Annotated in this window: 17 protein-coding genes and 1 pseudogene; 9 read left to right on the top strand and 9 right to left on the bottom strand. The window is 61.5% G+C overall.

From position 1 onward, the window contains the following. From EC919_RS14390 to EC919_RS14375, 4 genes are all read left to right on the top strand, one after another. Window positions 1-1,584, top strand: a complete 1,584-nt coding sequence (locus EC919_RS14390; protein ID WP_133774968.1) for an ABC transporter ATP-binding protein — start codon at window positions 1-3, stop codon at window positions 1,582-1,584. 63 nt (window positions 1,585-1,647) lie between these two features. Further along, a complete protein-coding gene (locus tag EC919_RS14385; RefSeq protein ID WP_133774966.1) occupies window positions 1,648-3,063 on the top strand; it encodes a sigma-54 interaction domain-containing protein in 1,416 nt (471 codons plus the stop codon). A 257-nt stretch (window positions 3,064-3,320) separates the two neighbouring features. Then, window positions 3,321-4,712, top strand: a complete 1,392-nt coding sequence (locus EC919_RS14380) for a GntP family permease (RefSeq protein WP_133774964.1) — start codon at window positions 3,321-3,323, stop codon at window positions 4,710-4,712. A 10-nt stretch (window positions 4,713-4,722) separates the two neighbouring features. Beyond that, window positions 4,723-5,493: a 3-hydroxybutyrate dehydrogenase gene (locus EC919_RS14375; RefSeq protein ID WP_133774962.1), complete on the top strand. Its 771-nt coding sequence runs from the start codon at window positions 4,723-4,725 to the stop codon at window positions 5,491-5,493. Between the two features lie 198 nt (window positions 5,494-5,691). On the opposite strand, the gene EC919_RS14370 is transcribed toward EC919_RS14375, so the two are convergent. After that, window positions 5,692-6,858, bottom strand: a complete 1,167-nt coding sequence (locus EC919_RS14370; RefSeq protein WP_133774960.1) for a PilT/PilU family type 4a pilus ATPase — start codon at window positions 6,856-6,858, stop codon at window positions 5,692-5,694. Window positions 6,859-7,089: 231 nt separating this feature from the next. Between EC919_RS14370 and EC919_RS14365 the strand changes: the two genes are divergently transcribed. After that, complete coding sequence (locus EC919_RS14365) at window positions 7,090-7,365, top strand: peptidylprolyl isomerase (protein ID WP_037009819.1); 276 nt, start codon at window positions 7,090-7,092, stop codon at window positions 7,363-7,365. Window positions 7,366-7,494: 129 nt separating this feature from the next. Here EC919_RS14365 and EC919_RS14360 read toward each other — a convergent pair whose 3' ends face one another. The 8 genes from EC919_RS14360 to EC919_RS14325 all read right to left on the bottom strand — a co-directional run bounded on the left by EC919_RS14360 (window position 7,495) and on the right by EC919_RS14325 (window position 14,118). Continuing rightward, the gene (locus EC919_RS14360; protein ID WP_133774958.1) at window positions 7,495-8,436 is read right to left on the bottom strand and encodes a sugar kinase; all 942 of its coding nucleotides are present in this window, start codon (window positions 8,434-8,436) and stop codon (window positions 7,495-7,497) included. Window positions 8,437-8,448: 12 nt separating this feature from the next. Further along, window positions 8,449-9,654, bottom strand: coding sequence for an amino acid deaminase (locus EC919_RS14355; protein WP_133774956.1), 1,206 nt, complete (start codon window positions 9,652-9,654; stop codon window positions 8,449-8,451). A gap of 43 nt (window positions 9,655-9,697) precedes the next feature. After that, window positions 9,698-10,462 (bottom strand): IclR family transcriptional regulator, encoded by a 765-nt coding sequence (locus tag EC919_RS14350; RefSeq protein WP_133775408.1) that lies wholly within the window; start codon window positions 10,460-10,462, stop codon window positions 9,698-9,700. Window positions 10,463-10,654: 192 nt separating this feature from the next. Next, window positions 10,655-11,044 carry a RidA family protein gene (locus EC919_RS14345; RefSeq protein WP_133774954.1) on the bottom strand — a complete coding sequence of 130 codons (390 nt, stop codon included), beginning with the start codon at window positions 11,042-11,044 and terminating at the stop codon, window positions 10,655-10,657. Between the two features lie 24 nt (window positions 11,045-11,068). Beyond that, on the bottom strand, window positions 11,069-11,860 hold the full coding sequence (locus tag EC919_RS14340) for an amino acid ABC transporter ATP-binding protein (protein WP_133774952.1): 792 nt from the start codon (window positions 11,858-11,860) through the stop codon (window positions 11,069-11,071). Further along, the gene (locus tag EC919_RS14335; RefSeq protein WP_133774950.1) at window positions 11,857-12,519 is read right to left on the bottom strand and encodes an amino acid ABC transporter permease; all 663 of its coding nucleotides are present in this window, start codon (window positions 12,517-12,519) and stop codon (window positions 11,857-11,859) included. The genes EC919_RS14340 and EC919_RS14335 overlap by 4 nt, the downstream gene beginning before the upstream one ends. 12 nt (window positions 12,520-12,531) lie before the next feature. Continuing rightward, window positions 12,532-13,194, bottom strand: a complete 663-nt coding sequence (locus EC919_RS14330) for an amino acid ABC transporter permease (protein WP_133774948.1) — start codon at window positions 13,192-13,194, stop codon at window positions 12,532-12,534. Window positions 13,195-13,269: 75 nt separating this feature from the next. Next, complete coding sequence (locus EC919_RS14325) at window positions 13,270-14,118, bottom strand: transporter substrate-binding domain-containing protein (protein WP_133774946.1); 849 nt, start codon at window positions 14,116-14,118, stop codon at window positions 13,270-13,272. A gap of 579 nt (window positions 14,119-14,697) precedes the next feature. On the opposite strand from EC919_RS14325, the gene EC919_RS14320 reads away from it, so the two are divergent. The 4 genes and pseudogenes from EC919_RS14320 to EC919_RS14310 all read left to right on the top strand — a co-directional run bounded on the left by EC919_RS14320 (window position 14,698) and on the right by EC919_RS14310 (window position 17,288). Further along, window positions 14,698-15,066 (top strand): NUDIX hydrolase, encoded by a 369-nt coding sequence (locus tag EC919_RS14320; protein ID WP_133774944.1) that lies wholly within the window; start codon window positions 14,698-14,700, stop codon window positions 15,064-15,066. Window positions 15,067-15,296: 230 nt separating this feature from the next. After that, window positions 15,297-16,070, top strand: a pseudogene (locus EC919_RS27845) (PAS domain-containing protein); the annotation flags it as partial. Next, a complete protein-coding gene (locus tag EC919_RS27840) occupies window positions 16,053-16,607 on the top strand; it encodes a methyl-accepting chemotaxis protein (protein WP_432213822.1) in 555 nt (184 codons plus the stop codon). The pseudogene EC919_RS27845 and the gene EC919_RS27840, both read left to right, overlap by 18 nt. 150 nt (window positions 16,608-16,757) lie before the next feature. Next, window positions 16,758-17,288, top strand: a complete 531-nt coding sequence (locus EC919_RS14310) for a GAF domain-containing protein (protein ID WP_133774940.1) — start codon at window positions 16,758-16,760, stop codon at window positions 17,286-17,288. The last annotated feature ends 58 nt before the right edge of the window (window positions 17,289-17,346 follow it).

The raw sequence follows: 17,346 nt of genomic DNA, 5'->3' as shown, positions 1-17,346 counted from the left end.
ATGTCCGAGAACCTGATTGAAATCCGCGACCTTTCGGTGTCGTTCAACGGCCACACCGTGGTCAAGCACCTCAGCCTGGACATCCCGGCCGGCGAGTGCCTGGCGCTGGTCGGCGAGTCGGGCTCGGGCAAATCGGTGACCGCGCACTCGATCCTCCAGTTGCTGCCCCAGGCCGGCACACTGAGCACCGGCAGCATTCGCTATCGCGGCAAAGAGTTGCTCGGGGCCGATGGCAACGTCATGCGCGAGCTGCGGGGCAATCAGATCGCGATGATCTTTCAGGAGCCGATGACCTCGCTGAACCCGCTGCACACGGTGTCCCGGCAGATCGGCGAGACCTTGTTGCTGCACAAGGGCCTGGCGGGCAAGGCGGCCCAGGCGCGGATTATCGAATTGCTGGAGCTGGTCGGCATTCAGCACCCGAAAAAGCGCCTGAAGGCCTATCCCCACGAATTGTCCGGCGGCCAGCGCCAGCGGGTAATGATCGCCATGGCGCTGGCCTGCGAGCCGGAACTGCTGATTGCCGATGAGCCCACTACGGCGCTGGATGTGACGGTGCAGCGCAAAATCCTGCTGCTGCTCAAACAGCTGCAGCAACGCCTGAACATGTCGCTGTTGCTGATCAGTCACGACCTCAATCTGGTGCACAGCATCGCCCAGCGGGTGTGTGTCATGCGGGCCGGGGAAATCGTCGAGCAGTCCAATTGCCAGTCGTTGTTCAAGAACCCGCAACACCCGTACAGCCGCTTGCTCCTGGACGCCGAACCGGCCGGCGAGCCACTGCCCCGCGACACCCGCGAAAAAGTGCTGGAGGTCGATAACCTGCGCGTCTGGTTCTCCCTCGGCGGCGGGATTTTCAACCGGCACCATGAATACCTGAAAGCCGTCGACGACATCAGCCTGAGCATCGAGCGCGGCAAGACGTTGGGGATCGTCGGCGAATCCGGCTCGGGCAAGTCGACGCTTGGTCAGGCCATCCTGCGCTTGCTGGAATCCCGTGGCAGTATCCGCTTCAAGGGTCATGGGCTGGACAGCCTGAATCAGAAGCAGATGCGCCCATGGCGCAAGCAGATGCAGGTGGTTTTCCAAGACCCGTATGGCAGCCTCAGCCCGCGCATGTCGGTGGCACAGATCATCAGCGAGGGCCTGGAAGTTCACAGCGACCTGGACAAGGCCAGCTGTGAGGCCGAAGTGATTCGCGCGCTGGAGGAAGTCGGCATCGACCCGTCGAGCCGACACCGCTACCCCCATGAGTTTTCCGGCGGGCAGCGTCAACGCATCGCCATTGCCCGCGCCCTTGTGCTCAAACCTGCCTTGATATTGCTCGACGAGCCGACCTCTGCGCTGGACCGCACCGTGCAGAAACAGGTCGTGGCGTTGCTGCGTCAATTGCAGGAGCGGCATGGCCTGACTTACCTGTTCATCAGCCACGACCTCGCCGTGGTCAAGGCGCTGGCCCATGACCTGATCGTGGTCAAGGACGGCAAGGTGGTCGAGCGCGGCGCGAGCCACGACGTCTTCGATGCGCCGCAACATCCCTATACCCGGGAATTGCTGGCGGCGGCGCACCCCGGTTTCAATTGAAGCGCGTCCCCAACAGTAGTCTGTGCGGCCAGATGCCGAGGAACAGGATGGATGGAACCGCACATGAACGACAATGAAAGCCTGAAGGATTACCGGCGCGTTCGGCGGCTGGCGATCCGTTCGCTGTTCGAGATCATCGAGCAGTCCAGTGAAGGCACGGTCATCGTCGACCGCGATGCGCGCATCGTGTGGATCAACGAGCGCTACGCCCGTCGTTTCGGCCTGGAAGACCCGAGCCGCGCGGTGGGTCAGCCGTGCGAGCAGGTGATTCCCGGTAGCCTGCTGCGGCAGGTGGCAAGCAACGGCCAGCCGATTCTGCTGGACATGATGGACACGGCGAAGGACCCGCTGGTGGTCATGCGCCTGCCGATCCATGACGACGGCGGCGCGGTGATCGGCGCCATCGGCTTTGCCCTGTTCGACGAGCTACAGGCGCTGTCGCCGCTGCTCAAGCGCTATTCGAGCATGCAGCAGGAACTGGCTTCGACCCGCTCGCTGCTGCGCGCACGCCAGGCCAAATACAGCTTTGCGCACTTCATCGGCACCAGCGCGGCCAGCCTGGAAGTCAAACGCCGCGCGCGGCGTAGCGCCAGCACCGATTCCCCAGTGTTGCTGCTGGGTGAGACCGGCACCGGCAAGGAGCTGCTCGCCCACGCCGTGCACAACAGCTCGCCACGGGCGCACAAACCCTTCGTCAGCATCAACAGCGCGGCGATTCCCGAGGCGTTGCTGGAGGCGGAGTTCTTCGGCACCGCTCCTGGCGCGTTTACCGGCGCCGACCGCAAGGGGCGCCACGGCAAACTGCACCTGGCCGAGGGCGGCACGCTGTTTCTCGACGAGATCGGCGACATGCCGCTGCCGCTGCAGAGCAAGCTGCTGCGTGTGCTGCAGGAAAAAGAGTACGAGCCGGTGGGCTCCAACGAGATGATCAGAAGCGATGTGCGGGTGATTGCCGCGACCTCCACCGACCTTGAAGCGGCGATCAAGCGTGGCGAGTTTCGCGCCGACCTGTATTACCGGCTGAGTGTATTGCCCATAAAAGTGCCGCCTTTGCGCGAGCGTCTGGATGACATTCCAGCGCTGGCCGAGGCGATTCTCGAGGAGCTTCACAGCCATCATGAACTGGCGCCCGCGGCCTTGGTGGCCCTCGCTCAGCACGCCTGGCCGGGCAATATCCGCGAGCTGCGCAACGTGCTGGAGCGTGCCGCGCTGCTCAGCGACGATCTGCAACTCAGCCCCGGCGACATCCGCGCCGCCATCGGCACGCTGGTGCCGGTCGCCAGCCCGCCGGTTCCGCCTTGGTCAGCGTCCAATGACAAGACTTACAGCGAGGCGCGGCAGCATTTCGACCGGGAGCTGATTCAGGCGAAGCTGGCGCAATGCGCGGGTAACGTGATTCTGGCGGCCCGGCAGCTGGGGCTGGGACGGTCGACGCTGTACAAGAAGATGGCGGCGCTGGGGATTGCCGAGTCTCAATAACGAGACTGGTCGTCTACTGATATGGACTGATCGCCAGGGATCTCGATCCAGAGCTGTCGCAACTTTTGAAAATTGGTTGGTCACGCTCTCGATGCCACAGTAGCGGTCTCGATTTCTGGACAGATCAGACGCAGCGCCTTATCGCCATCGGCTAAATCGATTCAAAATCAGCCACTTAGCGCAATGGCATGAAACTGGCTATACCTCCTGTTGCGCGGCCTCGCCGCACCCAAAACAAAAACAACAGGAGACACTCGATGAGTGTGATCATCGCTTTAGCGGCGCTGACGCTGCTGATGCTGGCTGCCTACCGGGGTTACAGCGTCATCCTCTTTGCCCCCATCGCGGCCCTCGGCGCCGTACTGCTCACCGATCCCTCTGCCGTAGCGCCCGCCTTCACCGGCGTGTTCATGGACAAGATGGTCGGCTTCGTCAAACTCTACTTCCCGGTCTTTCTGCTCGGCGCCGTGTTCGGCAAGCTGATCGAGCTGTCCGGTTTCTCGCGCTCCATCGTGGCGGCTGCCATTCGCCTGCTCGGCACCCGCCAGGCGATGCTGGTGATCGTGCTGGTCTGCGCGCTGCTGACCTACGGCGGCGTTTCGCTGTTCGTGGTGGTGTTTGCGGTCTACCCGTTCGCCGCCGAGATGTTCCGTCAGAGCAACATTCCCAAACGGCTGATTCCGGCGACCATCGCCCTGGGTGCGTTTTCGTTCACCATGGACGCCCTGCCCGGCACCCCGCAGATCCAGAACATCATCCCGTCGACTTTCTTCAACACCACGGCGTGGGCTGCGCCGTGGCTGGGTCTGATCGGCACGGCGTTTGTGTTCAGCGCCGGCATGCTGTTTCTGCAGCGCCAGCGCAACCGGGCCCAGCGCGCCGGCGAAGGCTATGGCACCGAGCTGCGCAACGAGCCGGACACCCCGGACGACATCGCCCTGCCCAATCCGTGGATCGCGTTGGCGCCGCTGTTGCTGGTGGGCGTCATGAACCTGCTGTTCACCCAATGGATTCCCCAGTGGTACGGCAAGACCCACACCCTCGCGCTGCCGGGGATGGCGACGCCGGTGCAGACCGATATCGCCAAGATCACCGCGATCTGGGCCGTGGAAGCGGCGTTGCTGGTGGGGATTGTCTTTGTGCTGTTGTTCGCGTTCAGGACGGTGAAATCGAAGCTGGCCGAGGGCAGCAAGGGTGCTGTGAGCGGCGCGTTGTTGGCGGCGATGAACACGGCGTCGGAGTACGGTTTTGGTGCCGTGATTGCCTCGTTGCCCGGATTCCTCGTGCTGGCCAACGGGCTGAAGAGCATTCCCGATCCGCTGGTCAACGAAGCGATTACCGTGACGCTGCTCGCCGGGATCACCGGGTCGGCGTCAGGCGGCATGAGCATCGCCCTGGCGGCGATGTCCGACAGCTTCATCGCGGCGGCCCACGCGGCGAACATTCCGCTGGAGGTGCTGCACCGCGTCGCGGCGATGGCCAGTGGCGGCATGGACACGCTGCCGCACAACGGCGCGGTCATCACCCTGCTGGCGGTCACTGGCCTGACCCACCGCGAGGCCTACAAGGACATCTTCGGCATCACGATCATCAAGACACTGGCGGTGTTCGTGGTGATTGGCGTTTTTTATGCAACCGGCATCGTATGAGGAATTGAACATGAGTCTGCAAGGCAAAACCGCACTGGTCACCGGCTCCACCAGCGGCATCGGCCTGGGCATCGCGCTGACGCTGGCCAAGGCCGGCGCCAATCTGGTGCTCAACGGTTTCGGCGATGCGTCGGCCGTGATCGAGCAGGTCAAGCAGTACGGCGGCAAAGTCGGCCACCACCCGGCGGACGTCAGTGATGTCGTGCAGATCGCCGACATGATTGCCTACGCTGAGCGAGAGTTTGGCGGCGTCGACATCCTGGTCAACAACGCAGGGATTCAGCACGTCGACGCGGTGGAGGATTTCCCTGTGGAAAGTTGGGACAAGATCATTGCCATCAACCTGTCGTCGGTGTTCCACACCACGCGGTTATGCCTGCCGGGCATGCGGGCCAAGGGCTGGGGGCGAATCGTGAACATTGCGTCGGTGCATGGCCTGGTGGGTTCGACGGGCAAGGCGGCGTATGTGGCGGCCAAGCACGGCGTCATCGGCTTGACCAGGGTGGTCGGGCTGGAGACGGCGGCCAGTCACGTCACCTGCAACGCCATCTGCCCGGGCTGGGTGCTGACACCGCTGGTGCAGAAACAGATCGATGATCGCGCCGCCGTGACCGGCGACCTGGAGCAAGCGAAGCATGATTTGCTGGCGGAGAAGCAGCCGTCGCTGGAGTTTGTGACGCCATCGCAGTTGGGGGAATTAGCCCTGTTTCTGTGCAGCGAGGCGGGCGCGCAGGTGCGCGGTGCGGCGTGGAATATCGATGGGGGATGGCTGGCGCGGTAGGTGCCAGGCTCCCTCGAATGTCTTGCGGTCACAGGCGCATGTTGGCTGAATGCGCGTTCCGTAGGAGCCGGCTTGCTGGCGAAGGCAGTGTGTCATGTACGAACATGTCAATGACCCACCGCGTTCGCCAGCAAGCCGGCTCCTACGGATCGTGTGGGCTATTCCACTAGCCCCGCAGCATGCAGCGGGGCTTATCGTTCAACTTCCCGGCTCGTCCCGCTCATCCACCAGGCCCCAATCCTTGATGTTCACCTGCGCTGCGGGCTGGGGCGCACGCGGCGCGGTGGCGATGGTCGATGGCCCGTCCTCGCTGTGCAGTTTCAACCGCAGGCGCACGTTGTTGGCCGAATCGGCGTTCTTCAGGGCTTCTTCTTCGGTGATCGCGCCTTCCACCGCCAGGTCATACAGCGCATTGTCGAAAGTCTGCATACCCAGATTGGTGGACTTCTCCATGATGCCTTTGAGCTCGGTCAGTTCGTTGCGGTGGATCAAATCGCGAATCGTCGGCGAACCCAGCATCACCTCCACCGCCGCGCGGCGCTTGCCGTCGGTGGTCTTGACCAGTCGCTGGGAGACGAACGCCTTGAGGTTGTTGCCCAGGTCATGCAGTAGCTGAGGACGGCGCTCTTCGGGGAAGAAATTGATGATGCGGTCCAGCGCCTGGTTGGCGTTGTTGGCATGCAGTGTCGAGATCGCCAGGTGGCCGGTGTCGGCAAATGCCAGCGCGTGCTCCATGGTCTCGCGGTCGCGGATTTCGCCGATCAGAATCACGTCCGGCGCCTGACGCAGGGTGTTCTTCAGCGCCGCGTGGAAGCTCCGTGTATCGACGCCCACTTCGCGCTGATTGATGATCGAGCGCTTGTGTTTGTGGATGAACTCCACCGGGTCTTCGATGGTGATGATGTGGCCGCTGGCGTGGCGATTGCGGTGGTCGATCAGCGCAGCCAGCGACGTCGATTTACCCGAACCGGTGGCGCCGACGAACAGCACCAGGCCGTGCTTTTCCATGATCACATCGAGCAGCACCGGCGGCAGGTGCAGGTCTTCGAATTTGGGGATGTCGAGCTTGATGTTGCGCGCCACGATCGACACTTCGTTGCGCTGCTTGAAGATGTTGATGCGGAATCGCCCGACACCAGAGAGGGAAAGCGCCAGGTTCATTTCCAGATCGCGTTCGAAATCCACGCGCTGCTCGGCGTCCATGATCCCGTTGGCGATCGCGCCCACGTCGCCGGGCTTGAAGGCTTCCGTGCCCAGCGGCTTGAGTACGCCGTTGAACTTGGCGCAGGGGGGCGCGCCGGTGGACAGGTAAAGGTCTGATCCATCCTGGGTGGCAAGCACTTTCAACAACGCCGGGAAATCCATAAGGCAACACCACACAAGAGAGTTGAGGAGACTGCAGGCCTACAGTGTGTCGACCTTCGGCCGGTTCCAATGTTCGGGCTATTTAACGGGACGGGGCAGGGCCTTTGACTCGCCGGGTCTGGCCTGTCTCAGCCGAGACACACGTTCGTCCGGTCAAGGTGTGGGAAATTACCCGAAATCGCGCAGCAAAGGCATAATGCGCGGCTTTTTTATCGAGACGTCCGGTACATCATGAAAGCTCAAGCCCGCCACATTCTGGTCAAGACCGCTGAAGAAGCCGAGCAACTGAAGCAGCGCATTGCCAAGGGCGAGGCGTTTGACGTGCTGGCGAAGAAGTATTCGACCTGCCCGAGCGGTAAGCGCGGCGGCGATCTGGGTGAGGTACGGCCGGGTCAGATGGTCGGCGCAATTGACCAGGTGATCTTCAAAAAGCCGTTGCGGACCGTGCATGGTCCGGTCAAGAGCAAATTCGGGTATCACCTGGTGCAGGTGTTTTATCGCGATTGATGGTACGAACGCCAACGTGTAGGAGCGCGCTTGCCCGCGAAAGTACTGTGTCAGGGACGATGATGCTCCTGACACACCGCAATCGCGGGCAAGCGCGCTCCTACACGTTGGCAAGAATCGATAAGCCGGTCAGGCCGGCATCACACTGCGCGGGATCAACGCCCCCGGGTGCTGAATCACCAGGCTCGCCAACCGATGCCCGGCATCGGCCGCATCTTTGGGACTGCCACCCCTTAAACGCCGAGCCAGATAAGCAGCACTGAATGAATCCCCCGCCGCTGTGGTGTCGATGACTTTCTGCACGGTATGCGCAGGCACTTCATAACGGCGGTCGTCGACACTGACCAGACAGCTCTGGGCACCGCGCTTGACCACCACCTCGCTGACGCCCAGGTCCCGATAGGTCTGCAGAATCTGATCGCCGTCGGCGTAATCGAACAGTGCCTGCTCGTCCTCCTCGGTCAACAGCGCCATATCCACTTCGTGCATGACCGCGCGATACGCCTGGCGTGCCTGCTCGACACTGCGCCACAGGCGCGGCCGGTAGTTGTTGTCAAACACCACCCGGGCGCCACGGTCCCGGGCATCGCCGAGGGTCGACAACAGCCTCGCCCTGCCCACCTCACCCAGCACCGCTAACGTAATGCCGCTGAAATACAGCACGTCGTAATCCGGCAACGCGGCCAGCACCGGCTCGGCCGCCGGGGTGGTGAAGCACTCGCGCACCGCCGCCTCATTGCGCCAGTACAGGAAGCGCCGCTCGCCATTGGCATCGGTCTGAATGCAATACAGACCCGGCAGTCGCCCCGGCAAGCGCTGCACCCGACTCAGACCAATGCCCTCTTCCGTCCAGACCTGGCACATGGCATCGCTGAAACTGTCGTCGCCCAGCGCCGTGACGTAATCCACCTGCGCCGCCGAACCCAGCAGGCGCGACAGGTACACCGCCGTATTCAGCGTGTCGCCGCCGAAGCTCTGCTTGAGCGTGCCGTTGGCGTGCTGTTGCAGCTCGATCATGCATTCGCCGATCAGCGCGACGCGCGGGTAGCTGTGACTGACCATCTCACTCATCGCAGACTCCTGTCAGAAGCAGGTATCGAAGGATTCGATCACGCGCAGGTCATCGCCGACCAGGCAACCCGTGCGCCATTTGTCGAAGGTCAGGCACGGGTGCGAGGTGCCGAACGAAATGATATCGCCGACCTTCAACTCGCACCCCGGCGCCACGGTCATGAACGCGTGCTGGTCCATAACCGCTGTGACGGTGCAAGCGCTGACGTCCTCGCCAATCGCCGGCACCGCCCCCGGCGCATACCGTTTGATCGGGTTGGGCATGCCGGCATCGAAGGCCACGTCGCGCTTGCCCATGGCGATCACCGCAAAACCCGGCTCCGGCATCGATTGCACGTGGGCCCAGACCTCCATCGCCGGGCGCAAACCCTCGCTCAGGTCGTGGCGTCGGTCCAGCACGCAGCATTGCGCGTCTTTGTAGATGCCGTGGTCGTGGACCACGTAACTGCCGGGCCGCAACACGCTCAAGAAACGCTCGCGCACCTGCTGTTTGTCGAACTCTTCGGCGATCAGGTCGTACCAGGCCGAACCCGACGCTGTGACGATCGGGCGCTCCAGGGCAAACGCGCCCTTGTCTTGCAGCGTCACGGCCAGGCGCACCAGCGACGTGGCGAACGCGCGAATGCCGCTCACGGCCTGGTCGCCATGGATCACGCCTTCGTAGCCCTCGATGCCGGTCAGCTTCAGCGCCGGTTGCGCGGCGATGGCGTCGGCCAGGGCCATGACTTCGGCTTCACTGCGGCAGCCGCAGCGTCCACCGACCACGCCGTATTCGATCATCACATTGAGGGTCAGGCCCTTGGCGGCGAAGAACTCGCCCAGCGCCTTGACGTTGTCCGGATGGTCGACCATGCAGTGAAAGTCGAACATGCCGTCAGTGAGCATCTCGGCGATGATCGCCATGTTCGGCGCGCCAACCAGCTGGTTGGCCATCAGCACCCGACGCACGCCATGGGCGTAGGCCGCGCGGGTCTGCACCGCCGTGGCGAGGGTCATGCCCCACGCGCCATGCTGCAACTGCCGCAGAAACAGCGCCGGCACCATGCTGGTCTTGCCATGGGGTGCCAGTTCGGCGCCGCTGTCGCTGACGAACTTCTGCATCCAGCGCAGGTTGTGCTCCAGCGCCGTGTCGTGGATCACCAGTGCGGGCAGGCTGACGTCACGCACCAGGTGGTCGCCGGGTTGCGTGGCGCCTTTTTCAATCGCGGCAATGCTCATGTGTGTTCTCCTGAATTTTTTGTTCGTGTACGTACGCCGGACGCTACTCGATGACGCGCCGGGCCAGGCCGTTGGCGACGTCGATCAACACGCGCCGGTAATGGTCGTAGTGCGCGGTGGCGTCGGCGCGTGGGGCGACGATGCACAGGGTCGCGATGCAGATGCCCTGTTTGTCCCGCACGGGCGCGGCGAAGCAATGGGTGAAGGTGTCGGCGATGCTGTCGAAGGAAAAGAAGCCGTCGTCATGGGCCTTGCGGATCTCGGCGAGAAACGTCTCGATCGGCAGGCGCTTGCCGTCCGGCAGAATGAAGTCCTCGTCGTCGATCAGGTCGATGATCGCCTGATCGGTGAGGTGCCCCAGCAGCAGACGCCCCGAGGCTGTCCACGGAATCGGCGCGTCCTCGCCGATGTCCGACGAAATTCGAAAATGCCGCGCGCCTTCTTTCATCAGCGCGACGGTGTATTTGCGCCCGTTGAGCAGGCACATCTGCGCGGTTTCCCGGGTCTGATCGACGATTTCACCCAGGCTGACTTCGGCCTCCCGGGTGAAATCGAAATGGCGCAGATGCGCCTGCCCAAGGAAGTACAACTGCCGGCCCAGGTACACATGGCCGTCCTTGCCGACGGTCTCGAGGATGCGCCGTTCCAGCAGCGAACTGACCAACTCATACACCGTCGATTTCGGGCTGCCGATACCGCTGGCGATCTCGTTGGGCCGCAACGGCGTGCCCGTTTCCTTGAGAAAATCGAGAATATCGAACGCTCGGTCCAAACCACGGGCCCGGCGTTTGATGGTGTCTTCGGTCATGGTGACGTTGTCCATTGAGGCGGCTGTTTCCTGAAGTAAGGCACGCAATTTACTAGCAAGACACTGACGGTAGGAGCGTGCTTGGTATGGGCCGCATCCGGACGATTGCCGTGGGTCAGGCAATAATTCGTTTGCAGACACACCCCAATCGCGGGCAAGCGCGCTCCTACAAGGATGCGTGCCTGACCTTACTTAAGCCTTCTTCTTGTAGGCAATGCAATCGATCTCGACCTTGCAGTCGACCATCATGTTGGCCTGTACACAGGCGCGGGCCGGTGCGTGTTCCGGGGAGAAGTACTCGCCGAACACCTTGTTGAAGCTCCAGAAATCACGCGGGTCTTCCAGCCACACGCCGACGCGTACCACGTCTTCCAGGCCGTAACCGGCTTCGGTCAGGATCGCCACCAGGTTCTGCAGGGTCTTGTGGGTCTGCTCGACGATCCCGCCGTTGATGATCTCACCGTTTTCGGCCGGCACTTGCCCCGACACATGCAGCCAGCCATCGGCTTCGACGGCGCGGGCGAATGGACGTGGCTGGCCGCCACCTGCGGTACTGCCGGCACCGTAACGAGTAATGCTCATGAAAATCTCCTTTGATTGAGCGTCTTAAAAACGAATGTTCTTGAGGAATTCAGCCAGACGCGCTGACTTGGGTTGTTCGAATAATGCCTTGGGCGGGCCCTGCTCTTCGATGCGGCCCTGGTTCATGAACACGATCTGATCGGACACCTCATAAGCGAAGCGCATCTCATGGGTCACCAGCAACATGGTCATGCCCTCTTCCGCCAGGCCCTTGATCACGCTGAGCACCTCGCCGACCAGCTCCGGGTCCAGCGCCGAGGTCACTTCGTCGAACAGCATCAGGCTCGGGTTCATGGCAATGGCCCGGGCAATCGCCACGCGCTGCTGCTGACCGCCGGACAACTGGCCGGGAAAGTGATTGCGCCGCTCCAGCAGACCGACGCGCTCCAGCCACTTTTCGGCCAGCGCGATAGCTTGATCCTTCGGCAGCTTCTTCACTTTGAGCAGGCCGAGGGTGACGTTCTGCAGGGCGGTCAGGTGCGGGAACAGGTTGAACTGCTGAAACGCCATCCCGGTCATCGCCCGATGCTGGGCGATGAGTTTCTCCGGATGGCGCACACGCTTGCCGCTGACGTCGCTGTAGCCGATGTCCTGCCCCTCAAGACGAATGTGCCCGCCCTGAAACTCTTCCAGCAGATTGACGCAACGCAGCAGCGTAGTTTTGCCCGAGCCACTGGAGCCGATCAGCGTGACCACGTTGCCCTTGTTCATTGTCAGGTCGACGCCCTTGAGCACTTCGACCGGGCCATAGGATTTGTGCAGCCCTTCAATGCTCAACAGAGCCGGGGCGGCAGGTGCGGTTTGAGGCTGTGTCATGGCAAGGCCACCCGTTTTTCGATTTGCCGCCCAAGAAGCTCGATGGCGTAGTTGATGACGAAGAAGAGAAAGCCGGCGAACAGGTAAAACTCAAGGGTCATGAAGTTGCGCGCGATGACCTGCTGGGTGCTGAGCAGCAGCTCGGCCACCCCGATCACCGAGAGCAGGGTCGAGGCCTTGACGATCTCCGTCGATGAGTTGACCCAGGTCGGCAATATCTGCCGCAACGCTTGAGGCAACAGCACGTAATTGAGGGACTGGCCGAACGTCAGGCCGATGGCTTTGCCGGCTTCCAGTTGCCCGCGCGGGATGGCCTGCAAGGCGCCGCGCACGATCTCGGCGACATGGGAACCGCAAAACAGCGTCAGTCCCAGCGCACCGGCCTGGAACGCGCCAATCTGCCAGCCCAGCGCCGGCGCCATATAGAAGCAGGCCAGCACCAGGACAAACACGGGGGTGCCGCGAATCAGATCGACATAGGCGCGAAACGGCAGGCGCGCCCACCATTTGCCATAGGTCAGGATCAGCCCGGCAAACACGCCGATCACCGTCCCGAACACGATCGCCAGACCGGCGCACTGCACGCTGGTCAGAAACCCCGCCCACAGCGCCTCCCGGGCGATCCACACTTCATGCAACCAACTGGGTTGTTCGTACATGGTCCGGGCCTCCTAGCGGCGAATCGCCAGACGCTGCTCGAGGTAACGCAGCAGCATGGCAATGAGGTAACAGGCCGCGACATACAGCGCCGTGGTCACCAGCCAGGTTTCAATCACCCGGTAGCTCTCGACGTTGATCTTGCGCGCGTAATAGGTCAGTTCCGGCACCGCGATGGCGGCGGCCAGGGACGTATCCTTGAACAGCGAAATGAAATTGTTCGACAACGCCGGCAGCACGTTGCGCAGCATCACCGGCACCACGATGTACGCGCGCACCTGCCATTCGCCGAGGCCGATCGCCAGCCCCGCTTCGCGCTGGCCCTTGTGAATGCTCAGCAGCCCTGCGCGGAACACTTCGGTCAGGTACGCCCCGGCATACAGCGACAGGGTCACAATGAACGACGGGATCTTGTCCAGCCGAATGCCAAGCCCTGGCAAGGCGAAATAGATCAACAGAATCAGCACCAGAATCGGCGTGTTGCGCACCACGGTGACGTAAATCGACGCCACGATGCGCAGGGCCCTGTACCGCGACAGCATCGCGAACGCGGCCATCATGCCGATCACGCAACCGATGGCGATGGAGATCAGGGCGAGCTCAAGGCCAAGCCCGAGCCCGGCCAGCAGACTGGGGAAATCCCGCCAGACCGCTGCAAAATTCAGCTGATAATTCATGGTCAGCAGTACCTGGGGCGGGACGGCACCACGGCCGTCCCCGCCCCCTTCAATGAGCGACGCAAGCGCCGCGGGTTATTTGTATTCCATCGGGAAACCGATCGCGGGGGTCGGCAGGTCCACGCCAAACCACTTCTTGAACGACTCGGCATACATCGGGAATTCAACCCCGGTCATGGCTTCATGCAGGGCGGTGTTGACGAAGTTCAGCCAGTCCTGGTCGCCACGCTTGACGGCACACGCGTAGGTCTGCGGGCTCCAGGCAAACGCGGGCGAGCGATAGCGACCGGGGTTCTGCACCATCAGGTATTTCACCGACGACTGATCGGTGGCGGCCGCATCGGCACGACCGGAGTTGATGGCCTGGTACATCAGATCGACGCTGTCGTACTGGTCGACCTTCGCCTTGGGCAGCGCCTGATGCACCAGCTCTTCGGCGTAGACGTTCTGCAGCACGGCAACGGTGAGGCCATCGCCGGCGCCCTTGAGGTCGTCGATTTCCTTGTACTTGCTGTTGGTGGGCAGCAGCAGCGCGACGCCTTCGCGGTAGTAAGGCAGGGTGAACGCCACCTGCTGGGCGCGGCTGGCGGTGACGGTGATGAACTGACAGCTCATGTCGACTTTATCCGTCAGCAGGTTCGGGATCCGGGCGTCGGAGGACTGCACGACGAACTCGACCTTGCTCGGGTCATTGAACAGGCCCTTGGCAACGATGCGCGCGATGTCGATATCAAAACCCTGCAACTTGCCGTCTGCGCCCTGAAAGTGCCAAGGGGCATTGGTGCTGCCCGTGCCCACGATCAAATGGCCGCGCTGCAGGACGCTGTCAAGCTTGCTGTCGGCGGCGTACGCCGTTGTTACAAACGTTGCTGCCGTTATCAGGGCCAATGCACAAGCTTTCAAAGAAAGGGATCCGCGCCGCATGAGAGAAACTCCGCCGGTTGTATTTATTCCGCTATAGCGGAACGCTGTGTGTCACAACGGAATAGACAGCAGAAAGTGTGCCACAGAGTCGGGCGGTAAAAGAAGCCGCGAAAATCGCCGGAGTTTTCAATCACATGGAATCAAAGGCAGGTGCGTGCAGGGTGAAACCCCGTGCAGGCCGACAGGCCCGAACGCTACGGATCACCCCACGCAATCACCAGCGGGCCCCATCGGTGGGCATCTCGCTCCAATAACGCGCATCACGGTTGGACCGGCCGACCGTTCATCGCGACAAGGGCACGATCCGTTTGGGACATAACCCAATCAGCGCGTCCGTTAGGTAGTGGCATTTTGGATCTCCGCACGCCTGACCGAAACGGAATTGCACGCCGTTGGGCCGGTTGTCCCGAGACTCCCTTCAATCGAGCTATGGTTTTTTAAATACCGGCCGATTTATGTGGGTCAAGGGAACATTGGCACTGTTACTGCTTCAAACGTCTTTATGAAAGTTTTGTGACAACCGTATGAACATGCACGGACGGCAGGCGCTTTTACGGGTTTCACGGTGGAGGAACGCCAATGAAAGAACGAGCCACAGTCATTTGCCGCAGGGACAACCAGATTCTCTATGTGCGTAAATCCAAAGCCCGCTGGAACCTGCCGGGCGGCAAGGTCGAGGCCGATGAATCGCCAGCGCAGGCCGCTGCCCGCGAATTGCGTGAAGAGACCGGATTGATCCTGGAAGACCTGGCGTACATCACCCGGTTTGAAGGCGGCACCGTGTTGCATCACGTGTTCGAAGTGTCGGTGACGATGATCGCCACCCCTGCCCCCCACAATGAAATTGCCGACTGCAAGTGGTTTACCACTGAAGAGCTGGGCAGCGAGAAAGTCAGGCCTTCAGCGAAGTCCATCGTGAAGGCTTTTCTGACCAACGCTATTTATTAAGTGTTGTTGAGAGGCGTTCACAGGTTTTTCACATCGGGGGCGGTAATCTTCACTTGCTCCTCCAAGACTGACTTTAAGCCCGCACCCCCCATCGCGGGCTTTTTCTTGTCCAAAATTCCTCGTCAGCGCCTTTCTTCTGCCCACCCATGATCTATAAACATTCTGACGACCGGACTTAATTTCGGCATTCGAACGCCGACATTTAAGTGAGCATATCCAAGGAGCGGCAGATGTTTAATTCCAAAATCAAAAAGCAAGTGTCCGTACTGAGCTCGGAGCTGGTCACACTCAAAAATTTTCACGACGCCCTCATGCAGGAAATGCTGTCGCTGACAGTGGATTCCGACCTGCGCATCACGGACGCGAACGGCAAGTTCTGCGCAGCAATCGGTTACTCCCCCGATGAACTGATTGGCAAGCCCATGGCCGAGTTCGTGCCCTCCTACGTGGCGACCATGCCGTGCTTCCGTAACTTCAAGGCGGCAGCCACCAGCGGCACGACAGTGACCGACGACTACCGGTTCATCAGCAAGAATGGCTCTCTGATCTGGATTCACGCCACCTGGTCGCCCTTGAAGGATGAGCAGGGTCGTCTCGTCGCGCTCAAATGCCTGGCGACCAACGTCACCAGCGAAATCAACAAGGCCCGGGAAAACGAGTCGTTCATCAACGCTCTGCTGCGCTCGACAGCGGTCATCGAATTCGACCTCGGCGGCCATGTGCTGAAAGCCAACCAGTCCTTCCTCAAGGAAATGGGTTACAGCCAGGATCAGATTCTTGGCAAGCACCACAGCCTGTTCTGTGACCCGAAGTATGCCGCCACTGAAGACTACAAGACTTTCTGGAAGCGCCTGAACAACGGCGAATTCGTGGCCGACCGGTTCAAGCGCATCAACAGCCGGGGCGAAGAGGTCTGGCTCGAAGCGACCTACAACCCGGTGCACGACACCCAGGGCGAGCTTTATAAGGTGGTGAAATTTGCCACCGTGATCACTGATCAGGTCCGCCGCGAGGCGGATATCAGCGTCGCCGCGGGCACGGCATTCGAGATCTCCCAGCGGACCGATGTATCGGCGCAGCGCGGCGCGGCGGTGATCAACAACACCGTGGAAACCATGAACGGCATCGCCGACCAGATGCTTTCCGCCTCCCATGGCATGGAAGCGCTGGGCAAGCAGTCGCTGCTGATCAGCACCATCGTGCAAACCATCGGCGGCATCGCCCAACAAACCAATTTGCTGGCCCTCAACGCCGCCATCGAGGCCGCGCGCGCCGGTGAACAAGGCCGTGGCTTTGCCGTGGTGGCCGATGAAGTGCGTCAACTGGCCGGGCGCACCAGCACCGCGACCGAAGAAATCGTCGCCGTGGTGCAACAGAACCAGAAGCTGGTGGATGACGTGGTCAAGGACATGGGCAGCACGCGGGTTCAGGCTGAACAGGGACTGTCGCTGGCCAGCCAGGCCGGCAGCGTAATCGTGGAAATTCAGGAAGGCGCGCGGCAGGTTGTCGGGGCGGTGCAGCGGTTCACCCACCAGCTTTGACAGGGGCGGCCTCTGCTTTTTGATCAGTTGCCCCATGGCAAATGGTCGCAGCGCGCCGAGCGGGAGATACGCTTGCCCTACAAAATGCTAATCTGCGCCACATATGTGGCCCCATCCGGGATGCCACCCCACGCTTACATGGAGCCGACAATGGCTTTGAATTCCCTGCTCTGCCCGGATTTGCTGACCATTGCAGAGCGTTCGGCGATTGCCGAGGTTGAAGCGACGACGAATATTCTCAGGCTCGTGACCCGGCTGACCGGCATGCGCTTCGCCGGCATTGCCAAGTTCACCGACGCCGAATGGATCGCCTGTGCGGTCTACGACGAGATTCACATCGGTATCCAGGAAGGCGAAGTGCTGGAGCTGGAAACCACCCTGTGCAACGAGCTGATCGAAAACCCGAAGGCGCTGATCATCCCCAGCATCAGCCAAAGCCAGCGGTATGCGGGTCGCCCGGTGGTCAAGAAATATGCCATCGAAAGCTACATCGGCGTACCGATCAGCCTGCCCGACGGCCAGCTGTTCGGCGCGTTGTGCCTGCTTGACTCCAAAGCCAGCTCCTTCGAAAACCCCGACCTGGTCGAAACCCTGGGCCTGTTCTCCCGGCTGATCGGCTGCATCGTGTTCTCCCATTACAGCACGGTGAACAAGGTCAGGACGCAGGTCGAGCACGCTTGATCGTGTGATGCAGCTCGGCAGCAGGGTCATTGCCGCTCTCGATTATCCATCCTCATCA

It is taken from the genome of Pseudomonas graminis (assembly GCF_004364335.1).
Taxonomy (GTDB): Bacteria; Pseudomonadota; Gammaproteobacteria; order Pseudomonadales; family Pseudomonadaceae; genus Aquipseudomonas; species Aquipseudomonas graminis_D.
This window is presented reverse-complemented; position numbering and strand designations above follow the sequence as displayed.

Coding starts and splice junctions, on each gene's coding strand:
- EC919_RS14385 (WP_133774966.1), top strand. CDS start 1,648: ATGAACGACAATGAAAGCCTGAAGGATTACCGGCGCGTTCGGCGGCTG.
- EC919_RS14320 (WP_133774944.1), top strand. CDS start 14,698: ATGAAAGAACGAGCCACAGTCATTTGCCGCAGGGACAACCAGATTCTC.
- EC919_RS14350 (WP_133775408.1), bottom strand. CDS start 10,462: ATGACCGAAGACACCATCAAACGCCGGGCCCGTGGTTTGGACCGAGCG.
- EC919_RS14330 (WP_133774948.1), bottom strand. CDS start 13,194: ATGAATTATCAGCTGAATTTTGCAGCGGTCTGGCGGGATTTCCCCAGT.
- EC919_RS14340 (WP_133774952.1), bottom strand. CDS start 11,860: ATGACACAGCCTCAAACCGCACCTGCCGCCCCGGCTCTGTTGAGCATT.
- EC919_RS14375 (WP_133774962.1), top strand. CDS start 4,723: ATGAGTCTGCAAGGCAAAACCGCACTGGTCACCGGCTCCACCAGCGGC.
- EC919_RS14365 (WP_037009819.1), top strand. CDS start 7,090: ATGAAAGCTCAAGCCCGCCACATTCTGGTCAAGACCGCTGAAGAAGCC.
- EC919_RS14335 (WP_133774950.1), bottom strand. CDS start 12,519: ATGTACGAACAACCCAGTTGGTTGCATGAAGTGTGGATCGCCCGGGAG.
- EC919_RS14310 (WP_133774940.1), top strand. CDS start 16,758: ATGGCTTTGAATTCCCTGCTCTGCCCGGATTTGCTGACCATTGCAGAG.
- EC919_RS14345 (WP_133774954.1), bottom strand. CDS start 11,044: ATGAGCATTACTCGTTACGGTGCCGGCAGTACCGCAGGTGGCGGCCAG.
- EC919_RS14325 (WP_133774946.1), bottom strand. CDS start 14,118: ATGCGGCGCGGATCCCTTTCTTTGAAAGCTTGTGCATTGGCCCTGATA.
- EC919_RS14390 (WP_133774968.1), top strand. CDS start 1: ATGTCCGAGAACCTGATTGAAATCCGCGACCTTTCGGTGTCGTTCAAC.
- EC919_RS14380 (WP_133774964.1), top strand. CDS start 3,321: ATGAGTGTGATCATCGCTTTAGCGGCGCTGACGCTGCTGATGCTGGCT.
- EC919_RS14360 (WP_133774958.1), bottom strand. CDS start 8,436: ATGAGTGAGATGGTCAGTCACAGCTACCCGCGCGTCGCGCTGATCGGC.
- EC919_RS14370 (WP_133774960.1), bottom strand. CDS start 6,858: ATGGATTTCCCGGCGTTGTTGAAAGTGCTTGCCACCCAGGATGGATCA.
- EC919_RS14355 (WP_133774956.1), bottom strand. CDS start 9,654: ATGAGCATTGCCGCGATTGAAAAAGGCGCCACGCAACCCGGCGACCAC.